The 12,348-nt window shown below is 53.1% G+C and carries 13 protein-coding genes; 5 read left to right on the forward strand and 8 right to left on the reverse strand.

Features of this window, described 5'->3' with window-relative positions:
• Positions 1-45 precede the first annotated feature (45 nt).
• The 4 genes from AB8809_RS14875 (at position 46) to AB8809_RS14890 (ending at position 4,328) form a co-directional block, all read left to right on the forward strand.
• Positions 46-1,056, forward strand: coding sequence for an ABC transporter ATP-binding protein (locus AB8809_RS14875; RefSeq protein WP_181847647.1), 1,011 nt, complete (start codon positions 46-48; stop codon positions 1,054-1,056).
• Entirely contained in the window at positions 1,053-2,705 is a 1,653-nt protein-coding gene (locus tag AB8809_RS14880; RefSeq protein ID WP_015839811.1) for an ABC transporter permease subunit, read from the forward strand. The genes AB8809_RS14875 and AB8809_RS14880 overlap by 4 nt, the downstream gene beginning before the upstream one ends.
• A 31-nt stretch (positions 2,706-2,736) precedes the next feature.
• A complete protein-coding gene (locus AB8809_RS14885; protein ID WP_015839810.1) occupies positions 2,737-3,507 on the forward strand; it encodes a DeoR/GlpR family DNA-binding transcription regulator in 771 nt (256 codons plus the stop codon).
• Between the two features lie 134 nt (positions 3,508-3,641).
• Positions 3,642-4,328 carry a glutathione S-transferase family protein gene (locus tag AB8809_RS14890; RefSeq protein ID WP_181828249.1) on the forward strand — a complete coding sequence of 229 codons (687 nt, stop codon included), beginning with the start codon at positions 3,642-3,644 and terminating at the stop codon, positions 4,326-4,328.
• 70 nt (positions 4,329-4,398) lie between these two features.
• Here AB8809_RS14890 and pbpG read toward each other — a convergent pair whose 3' ends face one another.
• The 8 genes from pbpG to dusC all read right to left on the reverse strand — a co-directional run bounded on the left by pbpG (position 4,399) and on the right by dusC (position 11,450).
• Positions 4,399-5,346: a D-alanyl-D-alanine endopeptidase gene (gene pbpG / locus AB8809_RS14895; protein ID WP_181828248.1), complete on the reverse strand. Its 948-nt coding sequence runs from the start codon at positions 5,344-5,346 to the stop codon at positions 4,399-4,401.
• Positions 5,347-5,496: 150 nt separating this feature from the next.
• Positions 5,497-6,006: a DUF6622 family protein gene (locus AB8809_RS14900; RefSeq protein WP_349856551.1), complete on the reverse strand. Its 510-nt coding sequence runs from the start codon at positions 6,004-6,006 to the stop codon at positions 5,497-5,499.
• A gap of 63 nt (positions 6,007-6,069) precedes the next feature.
• Positions 6,070-6,426 (reverse strand): FMN-binding protein, encoded by a 357-nt coding sequence (locus tag AB8809_RS14905; protein ID WP_349856552.1) that lies wholly within the window; start codon positions 6,424-6,426, stop codon positions 6,070-6,072.
• Positions 6,427-6,486: 60 nt separating this feature from the next.
• Entirely contained in the window at positions 6,487-7,029 is a 543-nt protein-coding gene (gene cyaB / locus AB8809_RS14910; protein WP_015839805.1) for a class IV adenylate cyclase, read from the reverse strand.
• 398 nt (positions 7,030-7,427) lie between these two features.
• A complete protein-coding gene (locus AB8809_RS14915; protein WP_181844613.1) occupies positions 7,428-7,976 on the reverse strand; it encodes a hypothetical protein in 549 nt (182 codons plus the stop codon).
• Positions 7,977-7,992: 16 nt separating this feature from the next.
• The gene (gene mmuM, locus AB8809_RS14920) at positions 7,993-8,940 is read right to left on the reverse strand and encodes a homocysteine S-methyltransferase (RefSeq protein ID WP_349856553.1); all 948 of its coding nucleotides are present in this window, start codon (positions 8,938-8,940) and stop codon (positions 7,993-7,995) included.
• The gene (gene mmuP, locus AB8809_RS14925; RefSeq protein WP_349856554.1) at positions 8,933-10,345 is read right to left on the reverse strand and encodes an S-methylmethionine permease; all 1,413 of its coding nucleotides are present in this window, start codon (positions 10,343-10,345) and stop codon (positions 8,933-8,935) included. The genes mmuM and mmuP overlap by 8 nt, the downstream gene beginning before the upstream one ends.
• A gap of 172 nt (positions 10,346-10,517) precedes the next feature.
• The gene (dusC, locus tag AB8809_RS14930) at positions 10,518-11,450 is read right to left on the reverse strand and encodes a tRNA dihydrouridine(16) synthase DusC (protein ID WP_349856555.1); all 933 of its coding nucleotides are present in this window, start codon (positions 11,448-11,450) and stop codon (positions 10,518-10,520) included.
• A gap of 214 nt (positions 11,451-11,664) precedes the next feature.
• Between dusC and AB8809_RS14935 the strand changes: the two genes are divergently transcribed.
• Entirely contained in the window at positions 11,665-12,336 is a 672-nt protein-coding gene (locus tag AB8809_RS14935) for an epoxyqueuosine reductase QueH (RefSeq protein ID WP_349856556.1), read from the forward strand.
• The last annotated feature ends 12 nt before the right edge of the window (positions 12,337-12,348 follow it).

The following is a 12,348-nucleotide window of genomic DNA, read 5'->3' on the forward strand; positions in this document are numbered from 1 at the left end:
GCGTGTTCGTACCTTCGCGGCAGCCGTAATTAAGAGGTCCGCATCATGGCACTGGTTATTCAAAATCTCTATAAAAGCTTTGAGGGTTATGTCGCACTCGATCGCATCAATTTGTCGATCGCAAATGCCGAATTTGTCTGTCTTCTTGGGCCTAGCGGCTGCGGCAAAACGACATTGCTGCGCATCATTGCCGGCTTACTAAGCTGTGATGGAGGAAAAATCACGCTGGACGATCGCGATCTGGTTAACGTGCCTGCCAGGGAAAGAGGTTTTGGCATTGTCTTTCAGTCTTACTCGCTTTTTCCCCACATGACGATTGCACAAAATATTGGCTATGGGCTCAAAATTCGCCAGACGCCTGCCGAGGAAGTTGCCGCACGCGTCAGCGATCTGCTGGATACCGTACGCCTTAGTGGATTCGGCGATCGTTATCCTGCCCAGCTTTCAGGCGGGCAGCAACAGCGTGTCGCTATCGCACGCGCGCTGGCGGTCAACCCTTCCCTACTGTTACTGGATGAACCCCTTTCGGCACTGGATGCGCGCGTGCGCGCCGGATTGCGTCAGGAATTACGCGACGTGCAACAGCGACTCGGCATTCCCACTTTGATGGTCACACATGATCAGGAAGAAGCGATGAGCATGGCGGATAAAATCATTTGCATGCACGGTGGACGCATTGTGCAGGAAGGCACGCCGCACGAACTTTACACCAGCCCACGCACACGTTTCGTTGCCGAATTCATGGGGCACAGCAATCTGCTGTCACGCGATGTCGTCAACACGTGGATGCCGGAACTGCTCCCCTCTGCACAGGAAACTGCGCTACCAGAAGGCGCTGAATTGTTTATCCGACCGGAAAGGATTGCACTACATAAAGCGGAAGGCGCAGAAGGACGGGTCATCAACACCAGTTTCCTCGGGAGTATCCAACGCATACAGGTGGTATGGAAATCGCAGCCGCTATTAGTCGAGACCAGCAGCGCCGTGAACTGGAATCCTGGCGACCCCATTCATCTCTCGATTCGCGCAGAAGACTGCGCCTGGGTGCAATCATGAATCAGACACTTCTTCCCCCGCAAACGGCCAGTGACCGCTGGCTTTCTCGTCTGTGTCTGTGGATCCCACTGCTGGCGCTGCTCATGTTCTTCGGCATACCGATGCTGAGTATCGTCTGGCACAGTCTGTTGAACGATCAAAACGGTACCGTTGGGCTATCAAATTATTTGGCGCTAATGGATTCGCCCGGCATCTGGCGCGCGACGATCAACAGCCTGTTACTTGGCATCGTCACAACACTGGTGACGCTCTTGCTGGGGTTTATTGTCGCCTATGGTCTGGAATGTACAGCGATGCCAGCAAAGCGTTTTATCGCATTTGCGACCTCGCTGCCGATACTTGCTCCCTCGCTGGTGTTGGGATTGGGATTAATTTTTCTGCTGGGAAGAAATGGCATTATCGGTAATCTTCTTGGCGTGCGATTGGATATTTATGGTTTTTGGGGATTATTGATCGCCAACGTCCTGTACGCACTACCGCAAGCGATTCTGATCATTCGTACCACGCTGCGTCATAGCGATACTCGCCAGTATGAAGCCGCTAACGTTCTCGGTGCCTCGGACTGGCGACAGTTTCTGGATATCACCCTCCCCGGTCTGCGATACGGCCTGCTGAGTGCGGCTTTTGTTATCTTCACCATCACGATCACAGATTTCGGTAACGCCATTGTTATCGGCGGCAACTTCTCGGTACTGGCAACAGAGATCTACAGTCAGGTCAGTGGTCAAATGAAATTCGGCATGGGAGCTGTCGTCGGGATCCTGCTCCTGTTACCTGCCGCTGCATCGATCTGGATAGAACGTGCAACGGCCAGACGGCAAAAAGCGATCGGCTCACATGCGGCGATCCCACATATTCCACAACCGCTGCGCACGCGCGATATGTCGTTCTATCTGGCAACGATGACGATCGCATTCACGATTGTCGCCGTTATTGGCACCGTCATTATTGCCAGCATGATACGCCTATGGCCGTACCGGCTGGATCTGACACTTAAACATTACGATATCGATCTCGCTGGAGGCTATACGCCACTGTGGACGTCGGTCTGGATCTCCGCACTGGCGGCGGTGGTTGGTACCGTGCTGTTATTCCTGCTGACCTTCGGCGTTCATCGGCAACCCGGCAAAGTTGCCAATGCCGCGGTACTGCTGAGCGCATTGCCTGTTGCTGTTCCCGGGCTGGTGTTGGGGCTCTCTTACGTGTTCACGTTCAATACGGCCGATCTCCCTTGGGGAATGCTGTATGGATCGGCACTGCTGGTGGCATTATGTAATTACTACCACTATCACACGCAAGGTTACACCACGATGATGATGGGAATACGCAACGTGCCGCATGCGATGGAAGATGCCACTACTGTTTTAGGCGGCGGCGTGGTACGTATTTTACGTGATGTGTATCTGCCCGCCATGCGCGTAACGTTGATTTCAGTCGCCATGTTTTTATTCATGCGCTCAATGGTTACACTATCAGCCGTGATTTTTTTGGTCACACCGTCGCTGCCTTTAGGTGCCGTCACCGTTATGCGATTGGATGAAGCAGGCTTTACGTCACAGGCTGCCGCTTTTTCGACCTGTATTATGGGCATCGTGGCGATGACCGCACTCCTTCTGCATCTTGTGACAGAAAAGCGACAATCATGGTAACCGATGTCAAAACATCAACGAATGGACAGCTATGTTAGAAGAAACGCGGTTACATCGCATACAAGCTCTGCTCTCAACATTAAACCGGGTGAGCACCGAGAAAATTATTCAACATCTCGGTGTTTCACGCGAAACAGTACGACGCGATATTGTAAAACTGGAAGCGGCAGGGGTGTTACGCCGCGTCCATGGCGGGATCGTAGCAACCACGCAGGAACCGGAACCGCCGTTATCCATTCGCAATACCGTACGTGAAAAAGAAAAGCAGGCTATTGCCCGTGCGGCAGTACAACAGCTAAAAGCGGGGCAGACGCTGTTTATCGACTCGGGCAGTACAACCTCTCTGTTAGCCGACGAACTGCTTTCCATGCCGGGGATGACGGTCATTACCAATAGTCTAACCGTCGCACAGAAACTCACCTCAGCAGAATCGGTCGCACAGCATAGTGTAATACTACTCGGTGGATATATGGGTGCCTCAGCACAGGCAACCAGTGGTGATATCACCGTCAATGAACTGGAACGCTACCGTGCCGACGTGGCGCTTCTTTCTCCGGTCGGTGTCGATGCAGCCTCTGGCGCCACCAGTTTTGCTCACCACGAGGCGGCAATTGCCCGATCCATGGTGCAACATGCCAGAACGCGCATTATCCTCGCGGATCACAGCAAGATCGGCGTCACCAGCCGGGTTGTCTATGCCACCATGCAGGAAATCGATATGGTGGTGACTGATGCATCTAGTGCGGATAAACCCGAGCTGTCTTTACTCCAGATGCATTGCCAGCAGGTTATCGTCGCCTGATATCCCTCTTTCCCGTGATTTATTGCGGGCTTTATTGCCGATCCTCACACAGCATACAGGCGGATAGATGCAGAGTGATTTCTACCGCCTTTCGTGCTAATGCTAAGGCTTCGTTAACACAAGGAGCCTCAGACATGTATCAGTTGTATATCGCCAATAAAAACTATTCGTCCTGGTCACTGCGTCCGTGGGTGCTGTTGAAAACACTGTCGATTCCTTTCGAAGAGAAACTGGTTGCTTTTGCTCCGGGCATGGCACAGCCGGCATTTAAGGCCTTTTCGCCGACGGCAAAAGTCCCCTGCCTGCTCGATGGCGAAACCACCGTCTGGGATTCATTGGCGATTACCGAGTATCTGGCTGAACAGCATCCCGGCGTCTGGCCTGCCGATGCCAAAACCCGTGCGTGGGCACGCTGCGCTGCCGCCGAAATGCACTCTGGTTTTACCGCACTGCGTAACACCTGCGCTATGAGCTGCGGCGTACGCGTCAAAATGAACGAAATCTCTCCCGCTCTCAGCAATGACATTAACCGCATCGGCGAACTCTGGCAGGAAGGGTTAACGCGCTTTGGTGGACCGTTTCTGGCAGGAAAACAATTTTCAGCGGTAGACGCCTTCTTTGCGCCGGTCGTATTCCGCATCAAAACCTACCAGCTCCCCGTGTCGCCGGAAGCCGCGGCCTATTGCGACCACCTGTTAGCCCAACCCGCGATGCAGCGCTGGCTACAGGACGCCTTAGCGGAAACCTGGCGTGAAGATGAGCATGAAGAAGAAGTGAAAAAAGCGGGAGAAGTGATAGAAGATCTGCGCGCTCGCGCATAGCACCGTAGCAATCAGTGGCCCATTCGGCCACCGTCGCTATTCCCCTCCAGCACAGCAGGAAGGGGAATCGTTATTCGGTTTCGATACTCGCCATGCTCTGTGGTTGACGAGAAGCCAGCGATTTTTGTTTCTTATAGCTCAACGCGGCGGCAGGCACCTCGCTGACCTTACCGGTTTCTATCCACTTACGCAGGCGGTTAGCGTCCGCAAAGTGCGTGTATTTACCGAATGCATCCAGCACCACCAGCGCAACAGGCCGCTGGTTAATAACCGTGCGCATCACCAGACAATGCCCAGCCTGATTCGTAAAGCCCGTTTTGGTCAGTTGGATGCTCCAGTCGGCTTTATAGACCAGATGGTTCGTGTTTCTGAACGGCAGGCTGTACGCCGGATGAGAGAACGTCGCCGTTTTCTCCTGTGTCGTACTCAGCTGGCTCAGCAACGGATATTGCTTACTGGCAATCAGGAGTTTGGTGAGATCGCGGGCGGTCGAGACGTTATTGATGGACAGCCCGGTCGGCTCGACATAGCGCGTGTGAGCCATACCTAGCGCACGGGCTTTGGCATTCATCGCGCGGATAAATGCCTGATAGCCGCCTGGATAGTGGTGCGCCAGACTGGCCGCCGCGCGGTTTTCTGATGACATCAGCGCCAGCAGCAGCATGTCATGGCGGCTGATCTCGCTGTTCAGACGAACACGCGAGTACACCCCTTTCATTTCTTTCGTCTGACTGATATCGACAGAGATGATTTCATCCAGCGGCTGATTGGCATCCAGCACCACCAGCGCCGTCATCAATTTCGTCACCGAAGCAATCGGCACTACCACATCTGGGTTACTGGAATACAGGATGTGGTTATCACGCAAATCCACCACCATAGCGCTACCGGAAGCAATTTCCTGATGCGCAGTGCCGGCGGAATACGTCGGCGCTTTCGCCATAGCCTGAGGCAACATCACAACATGGGTTGATAGCATCAACAGGCCACAAAGAGAAAGCTTAAAATTTTTAGTCATTCTTCAATAACTTAAACAGTATTCTGTTAAATGAAAGGGATAGGCATCGGCATTATAATTTACCACCCTTCCCCGCGCACTCATGCAGCAGAAAAAGCTTTGTGACAAATTTTGACAAACGGTTTTATCAACCCACTGTTTTTTATGGCATTACGTCAGAGACGGTCTTATTTTGCGCATCTGGTTGAACAAACGCAGACTGACGCCGCTAAATATTCCAGCGGTAATCCCACTTACCGCGCCGGACAACAGGCAGAACGCGGGGTCATGTGCCAACGCAGGAAACCGAGCCAGTTGGACGGAAAAATAGAAACGAGAACAAAACGTCAGCAGCATTAAGGCCAACGGCCACCACGAACCGCTGCGCTGAAAAACGCGTGATTCCGGCAGATAAGCGCCTGACGTCTTCCCCCAGATCCACCCAATCCCCAACCCGACAATCAAAGTCAGCAGAAATCCGCCTGCCGCCGCAAGCGGAATCAGCAGCGTATGAAAAATCGCGCTAACACCCCATACCATGAACACGATCGGCACAACCAGCATCCGTGTCGGAGATTGCTGTCGCGGCTGGCTGGCTTTTATTCCGGCATAAATCAGGTAACCCAAAACGATCCACACCCAATAAGGCGTGTGACGCAAAATAATCAGCAGATTTTCCACGACGGTACGATTCCTTCAGCAATGAAGCCTTCAGCAACGGTAATAGTCAACAAACCGGAGCGTTCACGGCGTGACTTTGGCCTGTTCCAGCGCCTGTTTCACCGCGTTAATCACGCCCTGGCTCGATAACGTCGCCCCCGTTACCGCATCCACCTTGTTAATATCCTGCTTCTCAATGAGCTCCGGCACGATTTGATCCGTCGCACTCAACATCATCGCTTCAGTATCGCCATGCTTCAGCACTTCCGCGTTGGCAATCGTCCCTTCTTTAATGCTGACCGTTACCTCAACTTCTGCCGCCTTGCCCTGCGCTTTACCGATGTAGGTGCCGTCTTTATAGTGCACCACATTGTTGCCGTGAACGGACAGAGAAAAAGCCATCACTAATGTAGCCAGCGCTGCCGAAATAGATTTCTTCATCATTTCCCCGTGTGCAAATCGAACAATAAAAACAACAATTCAATAACCATTGAATAACAGTTAATTAAAACCTAATAATTGATAATAAGATTTCGTTTCAATATTATCCAATGACAATTGAAGCCGTAGCGCACACTCTATACACCGATCTCTGAGTGCTTTCAACTGGGTTTCATCATCGGTCATTACCGATATTTCCACGAAATAACCAAGCGATTCAATATAATCGAGCGTAATGTGGAAAGCATTTAAAAAGTAGATACTGCGAATTTTATGAATTTCAAAAAGGGGTTGATACCCTAATGTCTGTAGCATGCTGTCGGTTTTTTCAAAAGCTTCGACGTTAACCGCTTCACAGCGCTCGACACCCGGCCCTTTCACGATCCAGAGCTTAATTCCTGATGGCTCCATACGTCGCACCAGCATTTTGATATTTTGCTGCTGTAAACGCCTCTCTGCATCATCGTAATAAACATCGTGTTCTTTATTTTCAAAGACGAAAGCCTCTGGGTGCAGGCTAAAAAGCGTATTTCTAAAAACGGCTATATCGTCGATGCGAAATTTAAGTTCAACTTCATATTTCCCTGTGAAATGTTCAACCATGTTCTTTCCCCTCACTGGACTCCCTGAAATAACATTGACTCCCGCCATATCGAAACAACGTTTTATTACGCTGTCATACGGAAATTCAAGATAATTAAAGATTCGGTCATCCGCAAAATAGATCATACAGGTAACATAATATGGCCGAATGGCCGTCCTCTCACCCTCCTTGATTCACACCTTACATCCTGTCACATACTGTACCGCGATAGCATTACCTCGATAATCATGCCGCGTTATTACCTTACAACGTCAGATATCCCGAGTGCAATTTCCTGTCAGAGAATACCGATTAATAAATAACATCGGATATTTCCCAGCAAAAGAATGCGGTCAGCCCCCTTGCTGGACGCAGACCGCCGTTAATAGTAGCTGAGAAGGGAAAAACCGCTAGTTCTTCACGCAACAACCGCAGGTAATAGCAAAATCAGTGCAGAATCGAAGCCGTGATGATGCATAAACTCACGCAAAATCAGCAACCGGGCGGAGAAAGCGTTCTCAAGCGGAATACCCTCCCAGGTTGCCGGACTCCCCAGCATGACGCGTTCCAGACGTTTAAATGTCCGCTCCATGTCATCCTGCGGCAAGCGCCAGCCGCCTTCCTCTTCTTCTGCGCCTGAAATCTGTGCGAGGTCGACCAAATCAGAGTCGAAAGAAAACAGCGCAGACCCCGCAGGAATATCGTGGCGAATACGCGTCACTTCATCCTCCACCGCCATGATCGCCAACTCCATTTCGTCCGGCGTCGGGGGAAGATGCTTGAAAAACGTCGTAGCCGTTTTGTCAAAACCGATGGTCAGTTGCAGGGTTGCCGACGGTTGTGATGCCGTCCCGCAGACAACCGTCGTCTGCTGTTCGCCAATGTGCAGCACCGTTACAGGCACATCTGGCGCAACGCGCTGTCTGGCAAGCGAGTACACCTGTTGCAGATTCACATCATTTTCCATCACGGCATCCCCTTATTTAGTGCTGACCCTCATGCTGGCAGCAACGTGCAATACCGGCAATATCAGCAGGCGTGGTTCGACAGCAGCCGCCAATCAGACGCGCCCCTGCCGCTTGCCACTCGGGCAGATACGCCGTCAGCGAGCAGGCAGCATCGTGAGCGCTGCTCCAGGTTTTCGTTACTGCATCATACTGCTCGCCGGAATTGGGATAAACCACCAACGGCAAATCCGTCAGTGAAGACAGGTACGTCAGCGCTGGCGTCACCTTTTCCAGCGCAATGCAGTTGATACCCACAGCGACCACCTGCGAACAGGCGTTGACCCGCGCCAGCACCGTGCACAATGGCGTGCCGTCGCTGAGGTGTTCGCTGTCGCGCAGCGTGAAGGAGAGCCAGGCCTGCGCCTGAGGGAACTCAGCCAGTAGCGCAATCAACGCCTCGATTTCCGCAAAAGACGGCAGCGTCTCACAGGCCAGAAGATCCGCTCCCGCCTCCAGCAGCGCCGCCATACGCGGCCGATGAAACGCCATCATGTCAGCCTGCGGCAGCTGATAATCACCGCGATACTCCGAGCCATCCGCCAGATAGGCGCCGTATGGCCCCACCGACCCCGCCACCAGCAGCGCCCCTGCCTGCGGATTGTCGCGGCGGTAATCATCCCGTGCTTGTGCTGCCAACTGTACGCTCTTGGCAATCAGCGCCAGCGACTCCGCTTCGCTATAGCCCCGCGCCTCAAACCCTTGCGGCGTCGCCTGATAGCTGGCCGTAATTGCACACTGCGCCCCTGCCTTGAAATAGTCGAGATGAACCTGATAAATCAGCGCCGGGTTCTCAACCAGTACTTTCGCGGACCACAGCGGATCCGTTAAATCACAGCCGCGCGCTTCCAGTTCGGTCGCTAGCGCGCCATCCAACACAATCGTGGGTGCCGTTGCCAGCAGTTCGGTAACCGTATTTTTACGCAATGTCTTCCACTCCCGTTAATCCACGCTTCTTCAGTGACTGCGTGAAATAATAAGCACCGTAACACAGCGCGACAAACGGAATTCCACACCACAGCGCAATTCGCTGGCTTGGATCAAACGCCAGTCCGACGCAGGCCAGCAGGCACAGCAGGAAGCCAAGAATCGGCGTGATAGGGTACCAGGGCGCGCGATATTGCAGGTCAGAAAGCGGTTTTCCCGTGTGAATATGGTGACGGCGGAACATATAGTGCGATGCGCAGATACTCAGCCACACCGCCACCACGGCAAAGCCGGAAATCGCAGACAACGCCACGTAAACGGTATCCGGTGCGACCACGCTGGAAAACAGCGCCAGCAGCCCGCCCAACATACTGACAGAAATCGCAAAGAGTGGAATGCCACGGCGCGTCAGACGAGAAAAGCGGCGCGGCAGCGTGCCTTCATTGGACAGCGACCACAGCATACGCCCGGAGGCATACAGCCCTGAGTTAGCAGCAGACAGAATCGCCGTCAAAATCACGAAATTAAAAATATCGGCGGCGTAAGGAATACCAATTTTTTCAAACACCAGCACAAACGGGCTTTTCGCGATACCCGCTTCTTCCATCGGGATCATCGCCGCCAGCACCAGCACCGTCCCGAGAAAGAAGATCACCAGTCGTGCAACGGTAGTGCGAATCGCCATCGGTACCACTTTCTGTGGATTCTCGGTTTCTCCTGCCGCGATACCGATCAGTTCCGTACCGGAGAAAGCGAAGTTGACCGCAACCATCGTCATTAAGATCGGCAGGCCGCCGTGTGGAAACCAGCCAGACGCGGTAATGTTCTGGAAGAACGGCGCAGGAGAGCCATCCTGCATCGGAATAAAACCAAACATCGCGCCTGCGCCGAGTACGATAAAGGCGAGGATCGTGACCACTTTCACGATCGAGAACCAGAACTCCCCTTCGGCAAAGAAGCGGGACGACACAATGTTCAGCAGATAGATCAACACACAAAACAGCAGGCACCAGGTCCAGACCGGCACCTGCGGGAACCAATACTGCATGCAAAAACCAGCGGCAGTCAGGCTGGATCCCAGCGCGACCGTCCACGTCAGCCAATAGAGCCACGCCACCGTATAGCCTGTTGCCGGGCTGAGATAGCGGGATGCATACACATGGAACGCCCCGGTTTCCGGCATCGCGACGGACAGTTCCCCCAGGCTCAGCATCACCAGATACACCACCAGCGCGCCGATCAGATAAGCCAATAGCGTTCCGGCTGCCCCCGTGGTGGAAATAATGTAACCCGTATTGAAAAACAGGCCGGTACCGATGACGCCGCCGAGCGAAAGCATCACCAAGTGGCGAGCTTTCATAGTGCGCTTAAACTGCCCTTCCGAGCCTGGTGCGTGTTGTTCCATGATGACCTTTATTTATAGACGTCTAAACTTCCAGACAGATGGAGTGTTATACCGTCAAGCGATTCGTAAAGTAAAGTACAGGCCGGAAGGAGAGCGATGAAGTGCGTTAAAAACGAACAATGTGATGAAGACACGAGAGAGGGAAAGCAGAAAATGAGGAAACGGTGAGCGCCTACGGCTCACCGATCACGCGTGCGATGTCCGCCGACGTTTTCAGGGTGCGAATCTCGCTGAATAACTCGGTGGCATCATAGTATTCTTTACGCAAATAGCCGAGCCACTGTTTGATACGTGCGACGTGATACATCCCGGTGTCGCCCTGCTTTTCCAACTGCACATATTTTTGTAGCAGCAGCATGACCTCAGGCCACGGCATACGCGGTTCGTTATACTTAATGACGCGACTCAGATTCGGCACGTTTAGCGCGCCCCGTCCGAGCATAATTGCGTCGCACCCCGTTGTCGCCATACAGTCCTGCGCACTCTGCCAGTCCCAGATTTCGCCGTTGGCGATCACCGGAATCCGCAACCGCTGGCGGATTTTGCCTATCGCCTGCCAGTTAATGCATTCGGCTTTATAACCGTCTTCTTTCGTACGGCCATGCACGACCAGCTCGCTTGCGCCCGCCTGCTGCACCGCATCGGCAATTTCAAACTGGCGATCGCCGGAATCCCAGCCCAGCCGAATTTTCACCGTGACCGGCAAATGGGCAGGCACCGCCTCACGCATGGCTTTCGCGCCCTGATAAATCAGCTCGGGATCTTTTAACAGCGTCGCCCCACCTCCGCTGCCGTTCACCAGCTTCGACGGGCAGCCGCAGTTAAGATCGACGCCATACGAACCCAGTTCCACCGCCCGCGCGGCATTTTCCGCCAGCCACTGCGGATATTGTCCCAGCAGCTGTACACGCACCAGCGTACCAGACGGCGTGCGGCTGGCATGGTGTAGCTCCGGGCAAAGGCGATAAAAGGACTTAACCGGCAGACACTGATCCACCACGCGTAAGAACTCGGTGACACACAGGTCATAATCATTTACTTCGGTCAGCAGTTCCCGCACTAATGAGTCGAGAACCCCTTCCATCGGGGCAAGCAGAACACGCATAACGCTACTCGGTAACCATTCAATCGTTAATCACAGCCATTCATTGCACGGCTAAAAAAGCAGGCAATCTTAGGGGGTATTGTACGGGGAACGCAACGGGAAAGATAACGCCGGGCGGGCTCGGAGGTTGCCTCTTGTGAGCATATCATCAATAATTCGTTACGAATTTGTGCCGACACTGTCCTTACGGACCACAACGAAGTGACTATTTATTATGTCGAATGTCAAAACCACCGCGCTGCAACGTCCGCAGCTTTCTCTGCCGAATAATGCCGACAAGCTGCTGCTGCACTCCTGCTGTGCGCCCTGCTCTGGTGAAGTCATGGAAGCCATCACCGCTTCTGGCATCGACTACACCATTTTCTTTTATAACCCCAACATCCACCCGCAGCGTGAATACCTGATCCGTAAAGAGGAAAACATCCGCTTCGCCGAACAGCATAACGTGCCTTTCATCGATGCGGATTACGACACGGATAACTGGTTTGAGCGCGCCAAAGGCATGGAATGGGAGCCCGAACGCGGCATTCGCTGCACCATGTGTTTTGATATGCGTTTCGAGCGCACGGCGCTGTACGCCGCAGAAAACGGCTTTAGCGTTATCTCCAGTTCATTGGGGATTTCCCGCTGGAAAAACATGCAGCAAATTAACGAATGTGGCCAGAACGCCGCACAGAAATATCCCGGCATCACCTATTGGGACTACAACTGGCGTAAAGGCGGCGGCTCGTCGCGTATGATCGAAATCAGCAAGCGTGAACGTTTCTATCAACAGGAGTATTGCGGCTGCATTTATTCCCTACGCGATTCCAATAAGCATCGCAAATCACAGGGGCGCGATATTATCCGTATCGGGAAGCTGTATTACGGCGACGATACCGAATAACCACTTAACACC

The sequence above is a fragment of the Pectobacterium aroidearum genome, from assembly GCF_041228105.1.
Classification (GTDB): domain Bacteria; phylum Pseudomonadota; class Gammaproteobacteria; order Enterobacterales; family Enterobacteriaceae; genus Pectobacterium; species Pectobacterium aroidearum.